This is a genomic window from Gordonia sp. LMA167, from assembly GCF_058130025.1.
On sequence record NZ_CM176708.1, the window covers coordinates 4,957,207 to 4,981,505 of the forward strand.

Below are 24,299 nucleotides of genomic sequence, written 5' to 3' on the forward strand. Positions count from 1 at the left end.
CTGCGCGAACGACAAGGTCCCCCGAGCGCTCGTGGCGCGCGGGGGACCTTGTCGTTCGTCCGCCGGAGTGACCGGGATCAGCGCTCGTAGGTGACAGTCGGATTGACGCGCAGCCAGGCACCCAGCTCTCGCTCGAATTGGTCGCGCGTCCACTCTTCGACGGCGTCGCGATCAGTGTCGCTGACTCCAGACAGACCAGTTCGCAAGCTGTGGTCCATCAATTCGTCAACCGCATGATGGATTTGTCGTGCCAATTCCGCCGCGCGAACCCGACGATCCTCACAGAACAGCCTGTAGTCATCCGAACGCCAGGAACTCGGCATCGGCATCACCAGGTCGGTGAGTGGCGCGAGGTCCAACTCGAGGACGGTTTCGCGAACGGCGGCCCTGGTTGCGGGGTCGAGGGCCATATCGCGGAGCACATCGATGTACTCACCGGGTATACCGCTCAATTCAGACATATCGCGATTCATCCTCGACGATTGAGGCATTTCGCAGCCGTTTGACCGGTGTTGTGGACGACAGTTCCCCTCGGAGTTCCGGGTGGCGGAGGTAGAAGTCAAACAGCCACAATGTTGCGGTCGGGCCGATTGCAGTTTCGTCGACCCGCAATTCATCACGTCGATCAACGGGTTCGAGCGCCACCCAAGCACCTAACCTCTTGTCCCCTGCGATCGCCGCCGGGGCGGCGCGCTGGATCGTCTCCCATAGGCGCGTGACCCCTCTATGACCGTGGCGGATCCCGCTTGGCGAGATCTCGTACTCTCCCGCCCGGGAGCGCGAAACCCGAACTGCACGAACGACGTACAAGCCCCCGAGAACAAGTGCGACAGGTGGGTAGAGGCCCAACTGGCCCATACCGGCCGCCGGTAGTGACCAATTCTCGTTCGAGACACTGTAACCTGACTTGGCTCAAGTTAGTGTCCACCGCGAATGTCGATGATCGCTTTTTGCAGGTCGTCGGGGATCGGGTCGGCGGCGTTGATGGTGTGTTCGCCGGCCTGAATGGTGATCGCGCGGTAACGGCGGGCGGTGGTAACGAACTTCTTGATCGACCAGCCTGAGCGGGCCTCGATGACCCGGGTGATCGCCAGGGTGGCGAACACGATCGACAGGTGCGCATCGATCGAATCGCGCAGGCGGTGGTAGATAGGACGCGCGGCCAGATCATGTTTGGACATCCGGAAGCTCTTCTCGATCTTCCACAGGTTGTGGTAGGTGCCGATCACGAAATCCGCTGTCGGAGAACTGATATTGGTGGCATACGCCTTCCACCCGGCCAACGTGCGGGCGCGGGTCTCCAAATCTCGGTTGACCGTCTTATCGGCGCCCTTGAGGGTGACGAACCGGTTGCGTTTGACCGGAATCTTGCCGGCCACAGCCTTTTCCGCTTTGGCGATCTGTTCGTCGATACCGCGGATCGACCGGCGCGCCCGATCGGCTTTGTACTGGTAGTAGACCACCTGGTTACGGCGATACCTTGTTTTGGAGGTCGCCGGCCACGGCTGGGTCAGCACCAACCCATCCGGTGGCGCCTGATCGGGATTATCGTTGTGCCACTTACTGATGACGTACGGGATCGTGGGGATCTTCTCGCCCAGGATGAACGACAACCCGGCCACCTCGATGGCCTCCTTGTTGGCTGCCGAGATCATCCCGGCATCGGCGACCACGGTGACGTCCTCAAGGCTGTAGGCGGCCATGAACGCCCGCAGGGTGGGCATCATCGTGGCTGTCTCGGCTCTATTGCCCTCGAACGCCTGGATCATCAGCGGGAACCCCGACGCGTCGGTCAACAACCCCACGGTGATCTGCGGCTCGAGCCGGCGTTCTTTCGAGAAGCCGGGCTCGCGAAATCCGTCGGCCTTGTCGGTCTCGAAGTACAAGGTCGTGACGTCGTAGAGGCAGAAGGTTGCCGGTCCCACCCGCGCGTGATCGGCGCACGCCGCGGCCAGATCACGGCGAAACTGCGCGGCCGCGTACATCGGCAGACGACGTTTGTCAGCGGACATGAAAAACTGCCCATGGGCGGTCACGAAAGTGCCCGCTGACGGCCAATAAGGACTGCCCACTGGCGGTCACGAAATTGCCCGTTGGCGGACACGATTTTGCCTGCACCTGTCTCATCCGACGGCGCGTCTGCGCTGTGCGGGCCTCTCCCGTGGTTTCGATGGCGATGCCTAGTCGTATCGAACTCACGCACGGGAGAGACCCTTCTTGAAGTCTGACGGAGAACTCATGGACATACTCAATGCCTACGACCTGACGGGGTCGTATCGGGCTGCTGCGCAGTTGTGCGGGTGCAGCCATCACACGGTCAAGCGGGCGGTGGACGATCGTGCTGCTGGGCTGGCGCCGGCGGTGCGTCGCGCCCGGTTGATCGACGATTTCCTGCCGCATATCGAGGGGTGGGTGCAGGACACGAACGGAAAGATCCGCGCCGACAAGGCGCACGAAAAGCTTGTCACTCTGGGCTATAGCGGCACTGAACGTACCACACGTCGTGCGGTGGCAGAAGTGAAAGCTTCATGGCGACTGGGTAATACGCGGGTACACCGTCCGTGGATCACCGAACCCGGGTTGTGGCTGCAGTACGACTTCGGTGACGGGCCGGTTGTTGATGGCCGCAAGGTCGTGTTGTTGGTGGCGTGGCTGGCGTGGTGCCGCTACCGGGTGGTCATCGCGCTGCGAGACCGCACCGCGCCGAGTGTGTTCGCCGGCCTGGACCGGGCGTTCCGCATCATCGGTGGCGCACCGACCTATGTGTTGACCGACAACGAGAAGACCGTCACCACCGGCCATATCGCCGGGGTCCCGGTCCGCAACCGCGACGCGGTGTCGTTCAGCCGCTACTACGGCACCACCGTGCTCACCTGCGAGCCGGCGGACCCGGCGACCAAGGGCGGGGTGGAAAACGCGGTCAAGCTGGCCAAGGCCGATATCGTGCCGACCGACACCAATCTGCTCGAGGCCTACGACTCGTTCGCGCAGGTCGTGGCGGCGTGTGAGCAGTTCATGGTCGAGGTCAACGACCGCGAGCACCGCACCACCGGTCGGCGGCCGGTGGAGATGCTCGCCGCCGAACGGATGCGGTTGCATCCGATTCCGCAGCTGCCGCATACCGCCGGGTTGGGGGTGACCCGTCAGGTTCCCAAGAACACGCCGATAATCGCCTTCGAACATTGCCAATACTCTGTTCCGGCAACACTGTTGGGTCAATCGGTGTGGGTGCGTCATCATCCGACCACCGACGAGGTGATCGTGTGTGCTCTCGATGCCGGCGGCCCGGTCGAGGTCGCCCGGCATGCCCGCGCCACTCGCGGGACCCCCGCGATCGACGACGCACATTTCCCCGGACATCAGCCGAAAACACCAGGCGACTATCGGATTCGGGCCCGCACCGCCGAAGAACAGGCATTCCTGGCGATCGGCGAGGGCGCCGGGTTGTGGCTGAAAGAAGCCGCCTCCGTCGGTACCGAACGGATGCGGGAGAAGATGCGCCACGCCGTCTCCCTGGCCGCGCTGCACGGGGCGGCAGATGTGGACTGGGCACTGGGCAATGCCGCGGTGCATGGCCGCTTCGCCACCGGTGACCTCGACTCGGTCCTCGCCGCCAAAGGGCTCGACCAGACGCGGCATCACGCCTCAGAAACCACGTCCCTGGCCCAGGGAACGAAGGGATGGAACATGTTGGGCACCAACACTATCGATGAGAATGAGGCCACCGAGGAGGAAACACGATGACCGCCGCCACAACCGCACCCCACACCGTGCTGCCCCCAGAGGTCGAGGCATTGATGCGGCAACTGCGGCTCCCGCACGCCCGCGCCATCGCCGGCGATGTGCTCGCCACCGCCCGCTCTCAGCGCTGGGACCCCGCCGAAGTCGTCAAAGCATTGCTCGCCGAGGAATCGGCCGGCCGGGCCCGCTCCATGCTCGCCTCACGGCGCAAATCGGCGAACTTCCCCACCGGCAAGACCTTCGACGTGTGGGACGAGACCGCCTCATCGATCCCGGTACCCACCCAGCACGCCCTGCAAACCCTCGAATGGGTCCAGCGACGGGAGAACCTCGTCGTCTGCGGGCCCGCCGGCACCGGCAAAACATTCTTCCTCGAAGCGCTCGGGCAGAAAGTGATCGAAGCCGGCATGCCCGTGGCGTGGTTCAGCCTCGAGCAACTCGGCACCCTGGTGCGCGCGCACCGCGCCGACGACACCCTGGGCAAGGCCATCGCCAAGATCGTGCGTGCCGAGCTCGTCGTAATTGATGACGTTGGCCTGCTCCCCGTGGGTAGCGATGCTGCCGAGGGCCTGTATCGGGTCGTAGAAGCCGCCTACGAACGTAAATCCGTCGCGGTGTCCTCCAACCTGCACCCGTCGGGTTTTGACGAGCTGATGCCCAAAACCCTGGCCACCGCCACAGTGGATCGGCTGCTGCACCATGCCCACCTGTGCCAGACCAGTGGTGACTCCGTGCGCCTGGCCCAAGCACTCGCCGGGCAGGGGGTCACCGCCCTGAACTGACCATCCCCGGTGGCCGACCTGTGGGCAGATTCGTGTCCGCCACCGGGCACCCCTTCATGACCGTCTACGGGCAGTTTCCATGTCCACCTATGGGCACTTCCCGCTGTCCCTTGACAGACGTTTGATCGTCGCGTACGACATCGGCTCGACACCGACCTCGCTCAACACTCGCAGGGAGTCGAGTTTGCTGGTGGGTTCGATGATCCTGGCGAACACGAGATCACGAAACACAGTGTCCCCATTGACCTTCTCAGAGAAACCGAGAGTGTCGTAGACCTCGGTGAGGGTGTCCCACAGCACCGCCATGCGCGAGGACGTGATCGGCAAGGCTCCTGGCCCCGCCATCAGCCCGAGATCCAGCTGCTGCTGACCGGCTTGCAGCCGCTCGGTCGCCGCCGCCTTCAATGCCGCCAGTTCCTGGTCGCTGTGTGCCGAACCGATGTGCTCGATCGTGCGCGATCCGCGGCGATTGGAGTGCACGATCTGGACCGCCGTCGCCCCCGACTTGGTCTTCACCGTGCGCACAAATGCCACGCCCGCCAGCCTACGAGGCACCGGTTAGTGTCCACCCCGCGACCCATCACCCCAGATCAGACCCCATCCGAGTCTGAAAATCTGGGAAAATGAGCCAAGTCAGGTCGTACTCTCCCGCCCGGGAGCGCGAAACCCGAACTGCACGAACGACGTACAAGCCCCCGAGAACAAGTGCGACAGGTGGGTAGAGGCCCAACTGGCCCATACCGGCCGCCGGTAGTGACCAATTCTCGTTCGAGACACTGTAAGCGAACATCAGGAATCCCAGCCCGGTCGAACCGGCTGCCACGATCTCATAGCCGCGGATCCTCGTATCGCGATGTAGGACTAGGGCGCCGTTCCGTACGTGCACACCGAACTCGAAGTCGAGATGGTCGTTGTGACACCGACGCCGTACCGATCGAATGATGGCGATTCGCAGGCATAACCAACACATACCAACGCAGCACAAGCAAACCCGAATAGTTGGCTGGAGACGACCACGGCGATGCCAAGCCCTCCGATCACGGCTGACAACACAATGAATACGCAGAGAGTGCCCTTGTCGCCCCTGGAAAAGCCCTTGGCCCAGAGGCTCGGGACCGGGAGCGATGCTTGGGCACTCACTTGCACACCGCCTGCCCGGCCAGGTTCCCGATCATCCCGAAAGCCAAACCGCTCACTGCGCCCGCGCCAAACAGTCTTGCCGCACCTGCGGTTTCGGACACCATCGCGCTGACAGCAAGGTCCCCCATCAGAGTCACCGCCCCCGTCGTTCCCGCGACACATCGGTCGTATCCTGATTTCGCCTCCACAACGGCAACCGCGGTACCAAGGACATTCAACGCCGGACCGGCCGCCTTCGCGCCGACCTGCAGTTTCTCAGCCTGGGCTGCTGAGATAAAAGGGAGGCCATCGGTGACATGAGGTTCGAGGGCTGCCATTCCGCCGCCGGCCAGCGCTTGAGCAACGTGGTCCGAATTCGGGACCTGCACCTGAACGCCATCCACCTCCGCAGAGGCTTTCCCGTCACGACTCTCGGTTACGACGACAGGGCTTTTGCCCCCTCGCATCAACGTTGTCGTCATCGATCCGTCGGGATTCTTCACTCTCGACGAAATGAGCGGCCCTTTCTCGTTATACAGGTCGAACGTATCGCCGATACCTCCGTGATGGGCGTCGGTATAAACCTGTCGACCACCATCGAGCATTCTCAGCGTCGTCACCGTCGTACCGTTCACGGCAACTGTTTCCTTGTCGACAACGGTGCCCAACATGTGCTCTGCGAGCTTCTTCCGCTGATTCTCGCGACCGATGGTCGGGTCCTCGGCTCGACTCTCGTCGGAATACGGATCGGTCGTGAAGTCCTTGGGTGCGTGTACGTCGCTCGGCAGCTCGGGCAATTCGGGTTTCGCTAGCTGAATCTGCCGACGAATGTAATTGCCGAGATCGTAGTCGGCATGTCCCAGATCCATGAGACGAGGATTCAACGTCGGTGCCTTCGAACTCACCGGCCGCGTTTCTGACCGCGGACGACAGCCCGGAGTAGAAATTGGCAAGTTCATCCAGTGCACTGCGGATCGCGGGCGACGCAGTATTCGAGGAGTACGCCGTCGAGGAGCCCGGCATGCACGCAGCAAGATCGTGGAAGCGATCAGGCAAGCGGCAGCCGGACACCTCACCAGATACGTCCTCCACGGCCGCCGAATAGTCGCGCAGCGCGCACGGATCTACGCAAACACCGGTCATCGAAATCCCCCCCGTGTCTTCGGTGCCCAGTTTGCGAGATACTAGCGGACGAGCGCGCCCTCCTCGTCTTCCCAACTGGCGGCAGCCAGTAAAGTACGCCACCCGAACGACAAGGTCCCCCGCGCGCAGCGAGCGCTCGGGGGACCTTGCGGTTCTTCCGCCGGGACGAACGGAATCAGGCGGTCTCGGTGATCGGTCGATCCACCCAGCTCATCAGATCGCGCAGCTTCTTACCGGTGACCTCGATCGGGTGCTCGGCATTCTTCTTACGGAGATCCTCGAGTTCCTTGTTGCCGCCCTCGACGTTGGCGACCAGGCGCTTGACGAAGGTGCCGTCCTGGATGTCGCGCAGGATGCCGCGCATACGCTCCTTGGTGTCGGAGTCGATGACCCGCGGGCCGGAAAGGTAGCCGCCGAACTCCGCGGTGTCACTGACCGAGTAGTTCATGCGGGCGATGCCGCCCTCGTACATGAGGTCGACGATCAGCTTGAGCTCGTGCAGCACCTCGAAGTAGGCCATCTCCGGTGCGTAACCGGCCTCGACCATGACCTCGAAACCGGTCTTGACCAGTTCCTCGGTGCCACCGCAGAGCACGGCCTGCTCACCGAAGAGGTCGGTCTCGGTCTCTTCCTTGAAGGTGGTCTTGATGATGCCGGCGCGGCCACCACCGATCGCGCTGGCGTACGACAGCGCGAGAGCCTGACCCTCGCCCTTGGGGTCCTGGTCGATCGCGATCAGGCAGGGCACGCCCTTGCCGTCGACGAACTGACGACGCACCAGGTGACCCGGTCCCTTCGGCGCGACCATGCCGACGGTGATGTCGGCGGAGGGCTTGATCAGGTCGAAGTGGATGTTGAGGCCGTGACCGAAGAAGATCGCGTCGCCATCCTTGAGGTTCGGCTCGATCTCCTCGCTGAAGATCTTGGCCTGGCTGGTGTCCGGCGCCAGGATCATGATGACGTCGGCCCACGCTGCCGCCTCGGCGGCGGTCATCACCTTCAGACCCTGCTCGGCGGCTTTCTCGCGCGACTTGCTGCCCTCGCGCAGACCGACCGCGACGTCGACCCCGGAGTCACGCAGCGACAGCGAATGCGCATGTCCCTGGCTGCCATAGCCGATGACCGCGACCTTACGACCCTGGATGATCGACAGATCGGCGTCGTCGTCGTAGAACAGTTCGATCGCCACAGTTGGATTCCCTTCGATTTCTGTTGTCCCTCTGGATGTTCGGTTATCCGAAAGGGCTCTGGTACTTCGTGTGTCGGCTGTGCGCCGAGGTGTCAGCGGTTGGCCGACATGCTCTTTGGCCCCCGTCCGAGTGTGACCGCGCCGGACTGTGCGATCTCGCGGATGCCGTATGGGTCGAGCATCCGCAGCAGCGCCTCGAGTTTCTCCGAGGTTCCGGTCGCCTCGACCGTCAGCGACTCGGGTGAGACGTCGATGACCTTCGCGCGGAACAGGTTCACGACCTCGATGACCTCACTGCGCACTGCGGAGTCCGAACGGACCTTGATCATCATCAACTCGCGCGACACCGAGCTCGCCGGGTCCTGCTCGACGATCTTGATCACGTTGATCAGCTTGTTGAGCTGCTTGGTGACCTGCTCAAGCGGGAAGTCGTCGACGGTGACCATGATCGTCATCCGCGAGATCCCCTTGAGCTCGGTGGGTCCCACCGCAAGGGACTCGATGTTGAAGCCGCGACGCGAGAACAGTCCCGAGACGCGCGCGAGAACACCTGGCCGGTCTTCGACGAGGACGCTGAGGGTGTGGGTGGTGCTCACTTCTGGTCCTTCTGTGCAGATGTGGCGGCCAACACGGCCGCGTCCGTCCGATTCATCGTCTCGTGGATCTCCGGTGTGTCCGACGCCGACTCGTCTTCGTCGAACAGCGGCCGGATGTCCCGTGCGGCCATGATCTCGTCGTTGCCGGTTCCGGCAGCGACCATCGGCCACACCTGTGCGTCCGCGCCGACGATGAAGTCGATCACCACCGGACGGTCGTTGATCGCACGGGCCTGCGCGATGACGTCATCGACGTCGGCCTCGTTCTCGACGCGGAACGCCGCGCAGCCCAGCGCTTCTGCGAGCTTCACGAAGTCCGGGATGCGTCGCGAATGGGTGGCGAGGTCGGTGTTGGAGTAGCGCTCCTCATAGAAGAGGGTCTGCCACTGACGCACCATGCCGAGGTTGCCGTTGTTGATCAGCGCGACCTTGATCGGGATCCCTTCGATGGCACACGTCGCCAGTTCCTGATTGGTCATCTGGAAACAGCCGTCACCGTCGATGGCCCAGACCTCGGTGTCCGGGGCCGCCATCTTGGCGCCCATCGCGGCCGGCACCGCATAACCCATCGTGCCGAGTCCGCCTGAGTTGAGCCAGGTTCGCGGCTTCTCATAGGAGATGAACTGAGCGGCCCACATCTGGTGCTGACCGACACCGGCGCAGTACACCGCATCCGGACCGGCAGCCTTGCCGATGGACGAGATGACGAACTCCGGCGACATCGAGCCGTCGGCCTGGCGGTCGTAGCTCAGGGGGTAGGTCCGGCGCACACCGTCGAGGTAGCTCCACCATTCCGACAGATCCGGCGCCGCCGTGGTGGTCGCACGCTCGTTGCGGATGGTCTCGATGAGGTCGGCGATGACCGCCTTGCAGTCTCCGACGATCGGCACGTCGGCATGACGATTCTTGCCGATCTCGGCCGGATCGATGTCCGCGTGGATGACCTTCGCGTTGGTGGCGAACGACGACAGCTGACCCGTGACGCGGTCGTCGAACCGTGCGCCGAGGGTGATCAGCAGGTCGCTGCGCTGCAGGGCCGCGACGGCGGCGACGGTGCCGTGCATCCCGGGCATGCCGAGGTGCTGCTGGTGGCTGTCCGGGAATGCGCCGCGCGCCATCAGGGTGGTGACCACGGGGATGCCGGTCAGCTCGGCGAGTTCCCTCAGTTCTGCGGACGCGTTCGCCTTGATCACGCCACCGCCGACATAGAGGACAGGTGCCTTCGCGGCCTGGATGAGCCGCGCGGCCTCGCGGACCTGCTTGCCGTGCGGTTTGGTCACCGGGCGGTAGCCGGGCAGATCGAACTGCGGTGGCCAGCTGAACGTGGTCTGCGACTGGAGGATGTCCTTCGGGATGTCGACGAGGACAGCACCCGGCCGTCCGCTCTCGGCGATGTGGAAGGCCTCGGCGATGACGCGCGGGATGTCGGCGGCGTTGCTCACCAGGAAGTTGTGCTTGGTGACGGGCATCGTGATGCCCGAGATGTCGGCCTCCTGGAACCCGTCGGTACCGATGAGCGCGCGACCGACCTGGCCGGTGATCGCGACGACCGGCACGGAGTCCATCTGAGCGTCGGCCAACGGGGTGACCAGGTTGGTCGCACCCGGACCCGACGTCGCCATGCAGACCCCGGCGCGGCCGGTCACCTGCGCGTAGCCGGTGGCCGCGTGCCCTGCACCCTGCTCGTGTCGGACCAGGACGTGACGGACCTTCTCCGAGTCCAGCAGCGGATCGTAAACAGGCAGCACTGCACCACCGGGAATGCCGAATACCACCTCGACGCCGAGTTCTTCGAGCGACCGGACGACGGACTTCGCTCCGCTGACCCGCTCCGGTGCAACAGTGTGTTGTCCTACCGCCCGCAGGTTCCCGCCGGCCGGTGACTCTTGGCGCGGCGCCGATTCATGCGAGGTGGCCGTCAAACTCGGCCCACTCGCTCCGCTGCCGGCGCCGGTACGTGCTGTTGGTGCGCTCACTGCACGGTCCTTCATGCTCTGGTGTTCGTTTAGTTGACAAGAAAAAACCCCCGACAGCTGAGCTGTGCGAGGGTGGCGCGTCGATGCCGAGGGTCTACGATGTGACCGGTCAGGCGACGACGCGCCGGCCGATTACTACGAGATTCTCGTGCTGCTTCACGCCTTCACGGTAGGACCGGCGCGTGTCAAGAGTCAAACCACATCCGACCCCGTCTCACATCGTGGGAAAACACTGGTGGACCAGCGGGATGACGGAGGTGAGACAATGGAGTGGTGTCAACGTCAACACCCGCCTCCTCTGATGCACCCGCCGTCGAACTGCCGCAGACGTTCCGGATCGCGAAGATCGCATACTTCGCGATCCCGATGATGTTCGTGGTCGCGGTGATCCTCGCGGGCGCCTCGCTGGTGTGGTTGGGATGGACCCTGATCGTCCCGGTGCTGCTCGGCTGGTGGATCGTCCGGATTCGCACGGTGGTCACCGATGAAGGACTGTGTGCGGTACACACCTTCTCCTCCCGGGAGATCGCCTGGAACGAGATCGACGGGTTGCAGTTCCCCCGCTGGGGTTCGGTGCGCGCAGTCCTCGTCAACGGTGCGCGCGTGAGGCTGCCCGCGATCACCTTTGCCGATCTGCCACGATTGTCGGCCGCGAGCCGCGGACGCATCCCCGATCCGTACGCCGCTGCCGCGCAAGACGAGAGCTGACCACTCCCGGTCCCTGGTCTACGCACCGACCGTCCACACCGACCATCCAAACCGCTTTGTTGTGCCAGATCACAGCGGAGTAACCTCGGCAGGCGGTGACGCGCATGAGGTGTCGCGGTCGCCTGCCACACCCTGATCCGCCTCTTCAGGCGCAACGACCACCGAGGATTGATTCGATGCCAGCTCTGAGGTCCCGCACCACCACCGTCGGACGCGAAGCCGCGGGCGCCCGCTCGCTGTGGCGCGCCACCGGCATGACCGACGACGACTTCGGCAAACCGATTGTGGCAATCGCCAATTCGTACACCCAGTTCGTTCCCGGGCATGTACACCTCAAGGATGTCGGCGAGATCGTCGCCGACGCGGTTCGGGCCGCCGGCGGCGTGCCGCGCGAGTTCCACACGATCGCCGTCGACGACGGCATCGCGATGGGCCACGGCGGCATGCTCTATTCGCTCCCGAGCCGGGAGATCATCGCCGATTCGGTCGAGTACATGGTCAACGCCCACACCGCCGACGCCTTGGTCTGTATCTCCAACTGCGACAAGATCACTCCGGGCATGCTCAATGCCGCGATGCGCCTGAACATCCCGACGGTGTTCGTGTCGGGCGGCCCGATGGAGGCCGGTAAGGCAGTCGTCGTCGGCGATGTCGCCCACCCGTCGTCGGACCTCATCACCACGATCTCGGCGTCGGCGAACAGCGACGTCGACGACGAGGGCCTGTCGGCGGTCGAGCGTTCGGCGTGCCCGACCTGTGGTTCGTGCTCGGGCATGTTCACCGCCAACTCGATGAACTGTCTCACCGAGGCGCTCGGTCTGGCCCTGCCCGGCAACGGTTCCACCCTCGCCACGCACGAGGCCCGCCGCGCTCTGTTCGAGCGTGCCGGACGCGTCGTCGTCGACGCGGCGACCCGCTGGTACCGCGATGACGACGATTCGGTGCTGCCTCGTAACGTCGCCACGCCCACGGCGTTCCGCAACGCGATGGCGCTCGACGTCGCGATGGGCGGGTCCACCAACACCGTCCTGCACATCCTCGCCGCCGCTCAGGAAGGTGAGGTCGCCGACTTCGACCTGTCGGTGATCGACCAGATCAGCCGCAATGTGCCCTGCCTGTCGAAGGTGTCACCCAACTCCGACTACCACATGGAAGACGTCCATCGGGCCGGCGGCATCCCCGCCATCCTCGGCGAGCTGCGTCGTGCCGGGCTCATCGACGACACCGCTTCGACCGTGCACAGCCCGACCATCGCGAGCTTCCTCGACGACTGGGACATCCGTGGCGGCTCCGCAATCGACGAGGCACTCGAGCTGTTCCATGCCGCGCCGGGCGGGGTCCGCACCACCACCCCGTTCTCGACCGCCAACCGGTGGAGTTCGCTGGACACCGATGCCGCCGGCGGATGTATTCGCGACCTCGCCCACGCCTACACCGTCGAGGGCGGACTATGCGTGCTGCGCGGCAACCTCGCCCCCGACGGCGCGGTCCTCAAGACCGCCGGTATCGACGAAGACCTCTGGCACTTCGAGGGCCCGGCCCGCGTCGTCGAGAGCCAGGAGGAAGCCGTCCAGGTCATCCTGTCCAAGACGATCCAGGCCGGCGAGGTCCTCGTCGTCCGATATGAAGGACCCGCCGGGGGGCCCGGCATGCAGGAGATGCTGCACCCGACCGCCTTCATGAAGGGCACCGGCATGGGCAAGAAATGCGCGTTGATCACCGACGGACGGTTCTCCGGCGGATCGTCGGGGCTGTCGGTCGGTCACATGTCCCCCGAGGCCGCATCCGGCGGCGCGATCGGCCTGGTCGAGAACGGCGACCCGATCCTCATCGACGTCGCGACCCGGCGCCTCGAGGTGCTGGTCGACGACGATGTCCTGGCCGAGCGCCGCGCGAAGATGGAGGCATCCGAACGCCCCTGGCAACCGAAGGATCGTCAGCGCACGGTCACCACGGCGCTGCGGGCCTACGCGAAACTGGCGACATCGGCTGACCGCGGAGCAGTGCGCCAGGTCGACTGAGGTCGGCAGCATCCGTCGGCCGCGAAAAGCGCCCCAGAGAAGCGCCCGGCAGAGCGGCGCCATCGACATCATGTCGATGAGCGCTCTCGACCGGGTGCTTGTGTGGGGCGCTCTTCGTGGAGGTGGCCGCTGCAAACGACCCTCCTGCGAGCGACCCTCCCGTCAGGCGACGCTCCCCTCAGGTGGGGTTACCCGGAGAGTGGAACGGGTTGGTCCCGTTGAACAACAGCCAGATGGCGACCGCAGCACCGATCCCCACGACGAGTAGTGCCAGCGAACCCCACGCGGGGCGCCGTGCCCAGCCCCGGGGCGCATCGATCGAGAGGCGGCCGGGTCCGGTGAGAATGATCACCGCTGCGCATACCACCAGCAGCAACTCGTATTCGATGCCCGCTCCGCCGCCCCCGCTCACGAAGAACCAGACGCCCCCGGCCAGGGTGGCCTTGTAGGCTGCGGCGATCAACATCACGCCGAGTACTGCGGACGCAGCCAGGGGCGTGAACAGACCGACGACCAACATCAGTCCGCCGAGCGTCTCGGAGAGCGCGCCGACGATCGCGAGTGGCCGGGCGGCGTCGGGCTGGAAACCGATCGCCGTGTTCGGCGCGTTGATGAGCATGTCCTCGAACCCCGACAGTCGCGGACCGTTCCACCACCCGAAGAGCTTCTGCGCGCCGTGCGCCATGGCGATGACGCCCACCGCACATCGGAGTAACAACAGCCCCAGATCAAGGGTGCCCCGACGCGCGTGACGTTCCATGTCCGCGAGGTCCGCCTCGGTGGCACGAAGTCGGTCGTCGGCGGTCGGCGATACGTCGTGATCATCGGCCATGTCCGGGTCGATCGCGGGGGCCGGGACCGCCGGCGTGTGCACCTCGGTGTAGGCAGCCCGGGTCGAGGGGACGTCGGACGGGTCGGCGGCGTCGAATGCCGTGGTCGGCGCCGACCGAGCGGATGCACTCGACGCGGTGAACGGTTCGGTCGCCGCCTCACCGGTGTCGGAAGCCCCCTCACGGGTGTCGGGTTTTTCACCAGTATGGGACACCTTCTCCTGCGGTGGGATCGCCTGCGTCGCCGGCGTCCGATCAGGCGCACGCATCGACGTCGTCTCCAACTCGTCCGGCTCGATGTCGTCGAGGTCGTCGACCCGCGACATCGGCGGCCGGGGCGGCATCGCGTGCTTCGCGTAGAACGAATCCCGCTCCTCGCTCGGAACCCGACGCCGACGCATCGGCGCACCCTGCCCGAGATCGATCTCACCGGTCGGCTCGTCGTACGGACTGGACCCGCCTCCAGCGGGCATGTCACGTTCGCTCACACGTCCGACTGTAAGCGCAGTTGCCGATGTGTGCGCCCAGCAGCACGCGGTGAGTCGGAATCGATCGCCTACTCTGGGTGGCATGCGCAAGGGGTGGCCGTCGGCAACGCGCAACCGTGAGCGGTTGGCATCGGGGAGTCATCGGTCACACTCGGTCCGATTCGTCGCCGTGACCGTCCTCGGCGCGCTTCTCCTGGTGCTGAGCGGCTGCGCCGACTTCACCGACCAGGATCGGGCCAAGGACGCCGGGGCGTTCAGCGCCAACAACCAGTCCGCGGCGCAGAAGCCACCGCCGCGCCCCTCCCCCACCGAACCGCCGATACCCCCGCCGCCCGGACCCTGCGTCGACCCTGATCCCGCGGTCATCGCGACGTGCCTACAGTCGACTGCCGCGGTGATGCCCGGTGATGACAAGGGTGATGTCACCGTGGTGGCCGAACGCACCACCGGCAAGATCATCACAACCAAACGCTATGGGCCACAACGAATTCTGGCCGAGACTCCCGTGGACGCGTCCGGCGACGGCGGTCTGATCGACTTCGCCTTCTCGCCAACCTATGCACAGGATCGTCTGATCTACGCGCTGGTCACCACCGCGTCCGACAATCGGATCGTGCGCCTCGCGCCGGGAGACGTGCCCAAACCCATCCTGGTCGGTATCCCCAAGGGTGCCACCGGGAACATGGGTGCGATGTACTTCCGCTCGCCGACGGAACTGGTGGTGGCGACCGGCAACGCCGGCGACCCCTCCGCTGCCGCGAATCCGTCGTCGCTGGCCGGAAAGATCCTGCTGGTGACCTCGTTCCGGTCGGGAACAAACCCACCGCCACGCATCCTGGCGTCAGGTCTCGGTTCCAATGTCTCACTGTGTCCCAGCGTCGCCTCCGGCACTCTGTACCTCGCCGATCAGACGGCGAGCGAGGACCGGCTGCAGGTGCTCGAGGCCTCGGGTCCGAAGGTGTTGTGGACATGGCCGGACCGGCCGCAGATCGCCGGATGCGCCGTCGCCTCAGGCGCAATCTTCGTCTCCACCACCCGAACCCAGCACATCGAGGCACTCAACGAACCGACTCGGGAGAAGCCCGCGATCACCCCTCCGGTGGTGGTGCTGGACAAGCGATACGGCGCCCTCGGGCGAATGGTGGCCCTGCAGAACGGAATACTGCAGTTCGCCACCGTCAACCGCACTTCGGGCAAACCGGTCAGCACCGACGACCGGGTGATCCGGTGGTTGCCACCGTCGTCGACGGAGGACCGCACCTGACCTGCGGTGATCCGCACCTGTTCACCGCCCTTTCCGGGTTTGTCGAACTCGCAGCCGACGATCGGCGTCGTCCATTACAGTTCGGTCAAACTCATCCCGCGATCACCGAACGCGAAAGGCGCGGCACATGAACCGTCGCAGTCTCCTCGTCGTCCTTGCCTCCGTCTTCTTCCTCTGCCTGTCGTCCGGCGCCGTCGCGACGGCCGCGCCGAATCCGCTCGGGTCCCTCGATCTCGGCTCCCTCGGCGGCCCCGCCACGCACGGTTGCTCGGTGGCGTCCTACGAGCAGAAGAGCGAGCTCGGGCCGCAGACCCTGTCGAACGAGCCCCCGACGGGGCCACAGTTGGCCGGCTACCAACGGTTCGGCTCTCTGCCGGGTAGTACCGAATTCCTTGCAAAGTACTGGGACACCGAGAAGAAGTGGTGGAAGTACCCCGATGGGCAGGGCTACGTCCTCGATCGCAACCACCAACCGATCAAGCACAAGGCGACGATGAAGGTCGGGCGCCGGTTGGATCGCTACGGCGGCGAGCGCGGCAACTTCCTCGCGCCCGCGGGAACGAAATACGCCGCGCGTTCACTGCCCCCGTCGAATCTCAGTGGCCCGCAGGGCCAGGAAGAATACTGCAACTATCACGTGTACGAGGTGATCAAGGATCTCCCCGTCGACACCGGTCGTATCGCGCCCTGGTTCGAACAGCGTGGCGGCGGAATCCAATACGAGGTGGTGCGCAGCTATCTGACGACGGAGGTCACCAAGAACCCGCAGTGCGACAGCTTCATCAACGACGACGACACGCTCGGCGTCGCCTGGCTGCGGTGTGCAGGGTATGTGCAACAGGTCTTCCCCGCCGTGCACTGATGCCGGGAGACCAGCTCGATGACGAGATGCGTACCCGGATCATGGATCTGGGTACGCGGATGCGGGCGAATCCGGAAGATCTGCCGGTGCTCGGCGAGATCCGCGGAGACGCGACACCGTTCTGCGTGAACGATTCGGACGGCTGGCATATCACCAGTCGCGAACGCGACCGCATCCTGTCGGACCGGAGTTCCACGGACCCGGACAAATACCTGTCGCTCGTCGCCGAAGTGATTGCCGAACGCATCGCGTGGCGCCTGCATCCACCCGAATCCGGCGACTTCCCCCGGGCCGCGTGGCAGGCACAGTACGACGCGCTGGCCTGCGCCGATCAGTCGTGGGCCGAGACCTGGCTCGCGACGCTGCGGGCACGGATGATCGATGCCGGTGCGGACGAGGGCATCATCGACTCACTGCCGTCGCCGTGACCTCGGCGGCCCGCGCTCCCGGTGGCGGGGCGAGGGCGCCCGATGTGACAACTCACTGACAGGCTGCGAGCACCAATTCCTTGACTCGTGCCGGATCTGCCTGGCCACGCGTGGCCTTCATGACGTCACCGACGATCTTGCCTGCGGCCGCGACCTTGCCGCCGCGAATCTTGTCGGCGATGTCGGGGTTGTTGGCGAGGGCGTCGTCGACCGCCTTCTGCAGCGCGGAGTCGTCACGGACGACCTCGAGGCCACGGTCGGCGACGACCTGCTCCGGCTCGCCCTCGCCGTCGAGAACCGCCACAGCCACCTGCTGCGCGAGCTTGGTGGTGAGTTTGCCCTCGTCGACGAGACCGATGATGGTCGCCACCTGGGTGGGAGTGATCGGCAGGTCGGCCAGGTCGGTGCCCCGACTGTTCGCCTGTTGGGCCAGGAACGACACCCACCACCCGCGGGCGGCCTCCACCCCGGCGCCGGCATCCACCGTGGCGATCACGAGGTCCACGGCACCCACGTTGACCAGGTCACGCATCACCTCGTCGGAGACGCCCCACTCGTCCTGGATACGCGCGCGACGCACCCACGGCATCTCCGGCAGGGTCGTGGACAGCTCGTCGATCCACGACGGATCGGGTTGCACGGGCGGCAGGTCGGGTTCCGGGAAGTACCGGTAGTCCTCCGCCGTCTCCTTGCGGCGTCCCGGCGAGGTGGTGCCGTCGCTCTCGTGGAAGTGACGGGTCTCCTGCACGATCTCGCCACCGGCCTCCAGGATGGCGGCCTGCCGGCGCATCTCGTAACGCACGGCGATCTCGACGCTCTTCAGCGAGTTGACGTTCTTGGTCTCGGTCCGCGTGCCGAATTCCGTTGCGCCCTTACGCATCAACGACACGTTGGCATCGCACCGCAACGAACCCTGGTCCATCCGCACGTCCGACACGTCAAGGGCCTTGAGTAGGTCTCGCAGTGCGGTGACGTAGGCGCGGGCCACCTCGGGGGCACGCTCGCCCGCCCCTTCGATCGGCTTGGTCACGATCTCCACCAACGGAACCCCGGCCCGGTTGTAGTCCAGCAACGAGTGACTCGCACCGTGGATGCGACCCGAACCGCCGATGTGCAGCGACTTGCCGGTGTCCTCCTCCATGTGGGCACGTTCGATCTCGACCCGCCAGGGGGTGCCGTCGGGCAGGAGCACCTCGAGGTAGCCGTCGTAGGCGATCGGCTCGTCGTACTGCGAGATCTGATAGTTCTTCGGCTGATCGGGATAGAAATAGTTCTTGCGTGCGAACACGCTCGACGGACGGATCGAGCAGTTCAGCGCCAGTCCGATCCGGATCGCGGACTCGATCGCCTTCACGTTGGCCACCGGCAGCGATCCCGGCAGGCCGATGCACACCGGACACACCTGGGTGTTGGGCTCGGCCCCGAATGCGGTCGGGCAGCCGCAGAACATCTTCGTCTCGGTGCCGAGTTCGACGTGGACCTCGAGCCCGAGCACCGGATCGAAGTTCGCGATGACCTGGTCGTAGTCGAGCAGTTCCGTGGTGGCGGCAGTCATGGGTGACATCTTATTGCTCGCCGGATCATCGGGGCGCGTGGCCCGGTCACCCGGACATCGAAACCCGGGTCGGGGTCAGGGTCATCCCCGATGCCGACGCGGTTCGTCGTGCGTAGCGTCGAAGACATCAGAAAGGAAACATGATGACCACACCAGTTCCGACCACTCCCCGATTGATGCGCTCGCGCGACGATGCCTGGCTCGGCGGCGTCTGCGGCGGCATCGCCAAGCGCTTCGGCTGGGACCCGACGCTCATACGGGTGCTGTTCGTCGCGTCCGTGCTGCTGCCGGGACCTCAGGTGCTGCTGTACCTGGTGCTGTGGATCGTCATCCCACGGGAACCGGTTGCCGCGCCGCCGATCGTGGCCGCACCGCCCTATCCGCCGTACGCGAGTTGACTCACCCGAAGATGACGCGGACCTCCTGATACTGGTCCGCCGGCACCGACTTCTGGTTCGCGAGGGCGTCGGCGAAGTCGACGCGCACGATGTCCGTGCCGCTCAGCGCGACCATCTTGCCCCAGCCCTTGTCCGCGCAGAGGTCGGTGACCGCCATGCCGAGTCGGGTGGCGAGAACGCGGTCGAAGGCGGTGGGTACGCCGCCGCGCTGGATGTGCCCGAGCACAGTGGCGCGGGTCTCGATACCGGTCCGTTCCTCGATCAGCGGGGCGAGCACCTCGGCGATCCCGCCCAGACGCGGCCGATTGAAGCCGTCGAGACCCTTGTCCGAGTAGGCCTCCTCCATCTCGGGAAGCTTGAAGCCCTCGGCCACGACCACCATCGGCGCACGGCCGCGGTTCTTGACGCTGGTCGCCCAGGCACAGATCTGGTTGAGGCTCTCCGGCTGCTCCGGGATGAGGATCGCGTGCGCACCCCCGGCGATGCCCGAATACAGCGCGATCCAGCCCGCGTGTCGGCCCATGACCTCCAGGACCATGCAGCGCTTGTGCGAGTTGCCGGTCGTGCGGAGTCGGTCGATGGCCTCGGTGGCGATCTCCACCGCGGTGTTGAAACCGAAGGTGTAGTCGGTGGCGTCCAGGTCGTTGTCGATCGTCTTCGGCACCCCGACGATGTTGATGCCGTCCTCGTAGAGGCGCTTGGATGCCGACGCCGTGCCCTCGCCGCCGATCGCGATGACACCGTCGATGCCGAGGTTCTTGAGCACCTTCTTGATGTTCTCGGCGCCGCCGTCCGGTTCGTGATAGGGCCCGAATCGGCTGGTCCCGAGAATGGTTCCACCCTCGTGGGACAGACCACGAACCCGGGTGCGGTCGAGTTCGATGATGTCTCCGTAGACAAGGCCGTACCAACCGTCCTTGAAGCCGACGAACTCGTGTCCGTAGACGGTTTCACCCTTGAGCACCGCGCCACGGATCACCGCGTTCAGTCCAGGGCAGTCACCGCCGCTGGTGAGAATGCCGAACCTCTTGGCCATTACCGTGAGACCTCTCTGCCGACCACCGCTGACACGTTCCCCACACAATCTAGTGGGCGACGGCCTCCGCCGCCGGATGTCACCCAGAGAGAATCATCCGGTGGTGAGGACGCCGTCTCCGGTCACTTGAGTCCGTTCTCGTAGGCGAAGACGACAGCCTGCGCGCGGTCACGGAGTCCGAGTTTGGACAACACACTGCTGACATGCGTCTTCACCGTCTGCTCGGACACGAACAGTTCGGTTGCGATCTCGCCGTTGGACTTGCCGTCCGCGACGTGGTCGAGCACTTCGCGTTCACGCGGAGTGAGCACATCGGCCGCGCGGCTGCGAGGTGACCGCGATCGCCGCGCCGTCACCTCCGCGATCAGGCGACGTGTGATCGACGGCGCCAGCAGCGCCTCCCCCGCCGCGACCACCCGTACGGCTCGGACCAGTTCGTCCGCCGGGGCGTCCTTGAGCAGGAATCCCGAGGCACCGATCCGCAACGCCTCGTACACGTAGTCGTCGATGTCGAAGGTGGTCAGCATGAGGATCCGGGTTGGGGCCCCGGTCGGCGATCCGTCGCGACCGGAAGCCGAGCGCAGGATCTCCTCGGCGGCGCGCAGACCGTCCTTGCGGGGCATCCGCACATCCATCAGGACGACATCCGGCCGTACGCGCGCACAGAGCTCGATCGCGGCGACGCCGTCAGCGGCATCGCCGAGGACCGAGATGTCGGGCTGGGCGCCGAGCAGGGCCGAGAAGCCCTGACGCACCATTGCCTGATCGTCGACGACAACCACGGTAACGGCCACCGGCATACCCTATTCGCCCGGCCGCGACGCCGATTCGGCGGCCGATCCGACCGCGTGCGCGCCCTGTCCCGGGATGGTCGCACGGACCACGAATCCGCCGTCGCCGGTCGGTTCGGTCGTCAACACACCGCCGACCGCTGCGGCCCGCTCGCGCATGCCCGGGATGCCGCTGCCAGGTCCGGCGATCCGCACCGGCTCGGCGGTGGCCGCCGAATTCCTGATCTCGAGCTCGACGACGCCGGCGACGCGGGGTGCGATCTGGATCTCGATGCGTGACCCCGGAGCATGCCGGGTGGCGTTCGCGAGGCTTTCCTGCACGATGCGGTAGATGACCAATCCGCAAGCCTCGCCGACCATGTCATGAGGCACGGAGTCCGCCAGGTCCACCACGGCGCCGGTCATCCGGGTCTGCCTGACCAACGTCTCCACGTCACCGACACCGGGATTCGGTGATGCGGTCGGCTCGCCATCGGTCCGCAGCACGCCGAGAAGTTGGCGCACCTCGTCCAGCGATGCCCGCGCGGCGACCGCGATGGCCTCGAACTCCGCCGCCGCGTGCTCGCTCACGTCGTCGACTCGGTAACGAGCGGTCTGGGCCATCACCACCACCACGGACATCCGATGTGCCACAACGTCGTGCAGATCGCGGGCGATGCGCGCACGCTCCTGCAGGATCGTCTTCTGCGACTGCGCGAGCTGCGTCTGCTCCGCGCTCTGCGCCAACTGGCGGCGTGATCGGACCAGGAAGCGCACCAACGCCACCACCACCGCGACGAACGTCAGTCCGAACACCCATCCGCCACGGGCGTCGGCAGGTGCGGCCAGCCACATCACGATCGCCGTGCTGATCCACACAACCGGAATCCACTGCAGGGCGCAGCGGAGATAGGCGCAGACGGTGAGGACGAGCAGCACGATCAGATGGGTCACCTGGATCGACCAGGGCCATCCGTTGACCGTCGGCACCACCAGTCCGATCATCTGAGCGGAGACGACCGAGATGGCCCACGCCACCAACGGGGCGGACCAGGCCAGCGCGATCGGCCACGCCGCGAAAGCGGCCACCACCGGCAACGCATACGCCGGCATCGAATGGGTGAGGGTCAACGTCGGCCAGGAGACCGCATACATGATCGCGGCGACCACCAGGAAGAACCAGTTGGCCCTCGACCCGAAATAGTGCCGTACGGCCGGGTCCTGCACGGCGGGCAGCGCACGCACCTCACGGACCGCGGCCGCGCCTGCCGACCCGATCATCCCTCTGGTTCTCCGGAACATCACCATCACCTCGTTCACCCACGGTAGGCGGCGCACCACCCCGCGTCCTCATACTTTCGAGGGAGAAGGCCATCCCCCGCCAGGGGCATATCGGGCAGCCCGATCCCACGCGATGGCGCCCCGCCAATCACCATCGCGTGCGATGTGACCCGGTGCCGGCGATTCCTAGCGTCGGTGCCATGACATCTGCGCACCGGAACACACGCCGGCACCGACCCCGGGTGACCACGGCGATTCTTCTGCTCATCGCCTCGGCGACAACAACACTCGCCCCGGTGTGGCCGGCCGCGGCAGCAGAGACCGGACCCCGGGTCAATCAGACGCGTCCGAATCCCGTTGCCGCAGGTGCAGATCTCGTGACGCCCTCCGGGCGGGTCATCCGCGATCTCACTGCCGGGCGTACCGCGCAGGCACTCGATGAACTGCCCACCGGCTTCGTCGCGGACTTCGGGTATCGACCGACAGTCGTCGACGGCCATCCGGTCGACCCCGACGGCAGCTGCTCGTCGCCCATCCCGTTGCCCCGACGCTTCGACAACGCCTGCCGCACGCACGACTTCGGCTATGACGTCTTGCGATTCGCCGCCCACACCGGGCACCCGCTCGGTCGCTGGGCCCGGCTCGATCTCGACCGCATGCTGGTCGATCGGATGCGCGAATCCTGCAGTTCGCCGATGTGTCTCGTCGCGGTGGGCCTCGTGCGAACCGGTCTCGGTCTCAACACGTGGCGTCAGTACGACGGGCCACCCACCGCCGTCGAGTCCGCCGGGCAGATCGTGTCCTCCGGAATCGGGCGCGGGTGGGCGGAGCTCGTCGATCGGCGCTCGGGGACCCGATGAGCACCTCGGCCACCCTCACCCCGCCGACATCGACCACCGATCAGCTCCGGTATCCGCGGCGGCTCGCCGTGTCGTTGCCGCATCCGCTTGTCTCGCTGTGTGCCGTGATCGGGGCGCTGGTGGCGTTGTGGCCGGCCGGACTGCCCCGCCCCGTGGCCATCTCGGGACCTCTCACCGCCGCGTGCGTCGGAATCATGACGATCGTCGGGTCTGTCGCCGCACGCCGCCGCTCGAGCCGGCCGCCGGCCGACGTCGCGGCCCTCGCCGCCGCGGCGGGCACACTGTTGTGCTTGGGATTGCTGAGCATGGCGTGGCAGAACGGCGTGCGAACCGATCTGGCGCTGCCACACGTCGGCATCGTATGGCCGGTCGCAACCGTCGTGCCCGCGATGGTCGTGTTCGGCGCGATCGTCTTCACTCCTCGGGCCACGGCCCTGATCGGCGCCACCGCCATCGCGCTGCTGGCCGGTCTGCTTCCGGCCGCACACGCCGATGACTCGCCGTCGGCGCCACGGGAGGCTCCCGCGGGAGTGCTGTATGCACCCGCGGATAGCTCGACCATCGAGCGTCGGAGCGGTGAGTTGGCGCGCCGGTGGGCCAGCGACGGCGGCCTGGACCGTTCCGCGGTGGTGATCGCGGTGCCGACCGGATCCGGGTGGGTGGACGATGCCGCGGTGACCGGTTTCGTCGGCCGCTTCGCCGGCGATGTCACGGTCCTCGCAGTGCAATACGCGAACAGTCCGTCGTGGCAGGCGTTCGTCGGTGATCGCTCCGCCGCGGGGCGCAGCGCGATCGCGCTCCTCGACCACGTCGTCGACCTCGTGGACGGTCGGCCCGTCGGGCGACGTCCCCGGATCTATCTCTACGGTCAGAGCCTGGGCGCGGTCGGCGCCGAAGACGCCCGCGCGTGGGCGAAGCGTCACCATCCCGGGGCCGTCGACGGTACCGTGCTGGCGGGCGTGCCCGACGGCACCATCGGCCGTGGCGATTCCGCCGGGCCGCCCCGGTCCATCGTCGCCAACCCGTCGGATCCCGTTCCGCGCTGGTCACTCTCACTGCTCTGGCGACCGGCACGCATGCCGGCCGGAACGGTCGTCACCGGCCGCGCCGTCCGGCAACCGCCCTGGTTCCCGGTGGCGAGCTTCGTCCAGACCAGCGCCGATCTGCTGACGTCACTCGACGGACCGATCGGAGTGGGCCACCGATATGGCACCGAACAAGCAGGCACGTGGGACCCGCACCGATGAGTGTC

The 24,299-nt window shown here is 65.9% G+C and carries 21 protein-coding genes and 2 pseudogenes; 10 read left to right on the plus strand and 13 right to left on the minus strand.

The window, feature by feature from the left end:
- Positions 1–77: 77 nt before the first annotated feature.
- The 3 genes and pseudogenes from ACVT6V_RS22555 to ACVT6V_RS22565 form a co-directional block, all read right to left on the minus strand.
- The gene (locus ACVT6V_RS22555) at positions 78–410 is read right to left on the minus strand and encodes a hypothetical protein (RefSeq protein WP_489896326.1); all 333 of its coding nucleotides are present in this window, start codon (positions 408–410) and stop codon (positions 78–80) included.
- Positions 411–453: 43 nt separating this feature from the next.
- A complete protein-coding gene (locus ACVT6V_RS22560; protein ID WP_489896327.1) occupies positions 454–645 on the minus strand; it encodes a hypothetical protein in 192 nt (63 codons plus the stop codon).
- Between the two features lie 272 nt (positions 646–917).
- Positions 918–2,000, minus strand: a pseudogene (locus ACVT6V_RS22565) (IS1634 family transposase); the annotation flags it as partial.
- Positions 2,001–2,217: 217 nt separating this feature from the next.
- On the opposite strand from ACVT6V_RS22565, the gene istA reads away from it, so the two are divergent.
- Positions 2,218–3,744 carry an IS21 family transposase gene (gene istA, locus ACVT6V_RS22570; RefSeq protein ID WP_308191738.1) on the plus strand — a complete coding sequence of 509 codons (1,527 nt, stop codon included), beginning with the start codon at positions 2,218–2,220 and terminating at the stop codon, positions 3,742–3,744.
- Positions 3,741–4,523, plus strand: coding sequence for an IS21-like element helper ATPase IstB (gene istB / locus ACVT6V_RS22575; RefSeq protein WP_489896328.1), 783 nt, complete (start codon positions 3,741–3,743; stop codon positions 4,521–4,523). The genes istA and istB overlap by 4 nt, the downstream gene beginning before the upstream one ends.
- 117 nt (positions 4,524–4,640) lie before the next feature.
- Here the strand turns inward: istB and ACVT6V_RS22580 are convergent.
- From ACVT6V_RS22580 to ACVT6V_RS22600, 5 genes and pseudogenes are all read right to left on the minus strand, one after another.
- Positions 4,641–5,057, minus strand: a pseudogene (locus tag ACVT6V_RS22580) (IS1634 family transposase); the annotation flags it as partial.
- 602 nt (positions 5,058–5,659) lie between these two features.
- Positions 5,660–6,511: a hypothetical protein gene (locus ACVT6V_RS22585; protein ID WP_489896329.1), complete on the minus strand. Its 852-nt coding sequence runs from the start codon at positions 6,509–6,511 to the stop codon at positions 5,660–5,662.
- A 449-nt stretch (positions 6,512–6,960) separates the two neighbouring features.
- The gene (ilvC, locus tag ACVT6V_RS22590) at positions 6,961–7,974 is read right to left on the minus strand and encodes a ketol-acid reductoisomerase (protein WP_489896330.1); all 1,014 of its coding nucleotides are present in this window, start codon (positions 7,972–7,974) and stop codon (positions 6,961–6,963) included.
- A 92-nt stretch (positions 7,975–8,066) separates the two neighbouring features.
- The gene (gene ilvN, locus ACVT6V_RS22595) at positions 8,067–8,570 is read right to left on the minus strand and encodes an acetolactate synthase small subunit (RefSeq protein WP_489896331.1); all 504 of its coding nucleotides are present in this window, start codon (positions 8,568–8,570) and stop codon (positions 8,067–8,069) included.
- Positions 8,567–10,546 (minus strand): acetolactate synthase large subunit, encoded by a 1,980-nt coding sequence (locus ACVT6V_RS22600; RefSeq protein WP_489896332.1) that lies wholly within the window; start codon positions 10,544–10,546, stop codon positions 8,567–8,569. The genes ilvN and ACVT6V_RS22600 overlap by 4 nt, the downstream gene beginning before the upstream one ends.
- A 273-nt stretch (positions 10,547–10,819) precedes the next feature.
- On the opposite strand from ACVT6V_RS22600, the gene ACVT6V_RS22605 reads away from it, so the two are divergent.
- A complete protein-coding gene (locus ACVT6V_RS22605) occupies positions 10,820–11,254 on the plus strand; it encodes a PH domain-containing protein (protein ID WP_489896333.1) in 435 nt (144 codons plus the stop codon).
- A 176-nt stretch (positions 11,255–11,430) separates the two neighbouring features.
- Positions 11,431–13,275: a dihydroxy-acid dehydratase gene (gene ilvD, locus ACVT6V_RS22610; protein ID WP_489896334.1), complete on the plus strand. Its 1,845-nt coding sequence runs from the start codon at positions 11,431–11,433 to the stop codon at positions 13,273–13,275.
- A 178-nt stretch (positions 13,276–13,453) separates the two neighbouring features.
- Here ilvD and ACVT6V_RS22615 read toward each other — a convergent pair whose 3' ends face one another.
- Positions 13,454–14,593, minus strand: a complete 1,140-nt coding sequence (locus ACVT6V_RS22615; protein WP_489896335.1) for a DoxX family protein — start codon at positions 14,591–14,593, stop codon at positions 13,454–13,456.
- Between the two features lie 82 nt (positions 14,594–14,675).
- On the opposite strand from ACVT6V_RS22615, the gene ACVT6V_RS22620 reads away from it, so the two are divergent.
- The 3 genes from ACVT6V_RS22620 to ACVT6V_RS22630 all read left to right on the plus strand — a co-directional run bounded on the left by ACVT6V_RS22620 (position 14,676) and on the right by ACVT6V_RS22630 (position 17,147).
- Entirely contained in the window at positions 14,676–15,857 is a 1,182-nt protein-coding gene (locus tag ACVT6V_RS22620; protein ID WP_489896336.1) for a PQQ-dependent sugar dehydrogenase, read from the plus strand.
- Between the two features lie 127 nt (positions 15,858–15,984).
- Entirely contained in the window at positions 15,985–16,719 is a 735-nt protein-coding gene (locus ACVT6V_RS22625) for a TNT domain-containing protein (RefSeq protein WP_489896337.1), read from the plus strand.
- Positions 16,719–17,147, plus strand: coding sequence for an Imm63 family immunity protein (locus tag ACVT6V_RS22630; protein WP_489896338.1), 429 nt, complete (start codon positions 16,719–16,721; stop codon positions 17,145–17,147). Before ACVT6V_RS22625 ends, ACVT6V_RS22630 begins: the two co-directional genes overlap by 1 nt.
- A gap of 52 nt (positions 17,148–17,199) precedes the next feature.
- On the opposite strand, the gene gatB is transcribed toward ACVT6V_RS22630, so the two are convergent.
- A complete protein-coding gene (gene gatB, locus ACVT6V_RS22635; RefSeq protein WP_489896339.1) occupies positions 17,200–18,702 on the minus strand; it encodes an Asp-tRNA(Asn)/Glu-tRNA(Gln) amidotransferase subunit GatB in 1,503 nt (500 codons plus the stop codon).
- Between the two features lie 143 nt (positions 18,703–18,845).
- Between gatB and ACVT6V_RS22640 the strand changes: the two genes are divergently transcribed.
- Positions 18,846–19,100 carry a PspC domain-containing protein gene (locus ACVT6V_RS22640; RefSeq protein ID WP_489896340.1) on the plus strand — a complete coding sequence of 85 codons (255 nt, stop codon included), beginning with the start codon at positions 18,846–18,848 and terminating at the stop codon, positions 19,098–19,100.
- Position 19,101: 1 nt separating this feature from the next.
- Here ACVT6V_RS22640 and ACVT6V_RS22645 read toward each other — a convergent pair whose 3' ends face one another.
- The 3 genes from ACVT6V_RS22645 to ACVT6V_RS22655 all read right to left on the minus strand — a co-directional run bounded on the left by ACVT6V_RS22645 (position 19,102) and on the right by ACVT6V_RS22655 (position 22,208).
- Positions 19,102–20,136 carry a 6-phosphofructokinase gene (locus ACVT6V_RS22645; protein ID WP_489896341.1) on the minus strand — a complete coding sequence of 345 codons (1,035 nt, stop codon included), beginning with the start codon at positions 20,134–20,136 and terminating at the stop codon, positions 19,102–19,104.
- 122 nt (positions 20,137–20,258) lie between these two features.
- Positions 20,259–20,930 carry a response regulator gene (locus ACVT6V_RS22650; protein ID WP_489896342.1) on the minus strand — a complete coding sequence of 224 codons (672 nt, stop codon included), beginning with the start codon at positions 20,928–20,930 and terminating at the stop codon, positions 20,259–20,261.
- A gap of 9 nt (positions 20,931–20,939) precedes the next feature.
- Positions 20,940–22,208, minus strand: coding sequence for a sensor histidine kinase (locus tag ACVT6V_RS22655; protein WP_489896343.1), 1,269 nt, complete (start codon positions 22,206–22,208; stop codon positions 20,940–20,942).
- Between the two features lie 179 nt (positions 22,209–22,387).
- Between ACVT6V_RS22655 and ACVT6V_RS22660 the strand changes: the two genes are divergently transcribed.
- Both ACVT6V_RS22660 and ACVT6V_RS22665 read left to right on the plus strand, forming a co-directional pair.
- Positions 22,388–23,047, plus strand: a complete 660-nt coding sequence (locus tag ACVT6V_RS22660) for a hypothetical protein (RefSeq protein ID WP_489896344.1) — start codon at positions 22,388–22,390, stop codon at positions 23,045–23,047.
- The gene (locus ACVT6V_RS22665) at positions 23,044–24,294 is read left to right on the plus strand and encodes an alpha/beta-hydrolase family protein (RefSeq protein ID WP_489896345.1); all 1,251 of its coding nucleotides are present in this window, start codon (positions 23,044–23,046) and stop codon (positions 24,292–24,294) included. Before ACVT6V_RS22660 ends, ACVT6V_RS22665 begins: the two co-directional genes overlap by 4 nt.
- Positions 24,295–24,299: the final 5 nt, after the last annotated feature.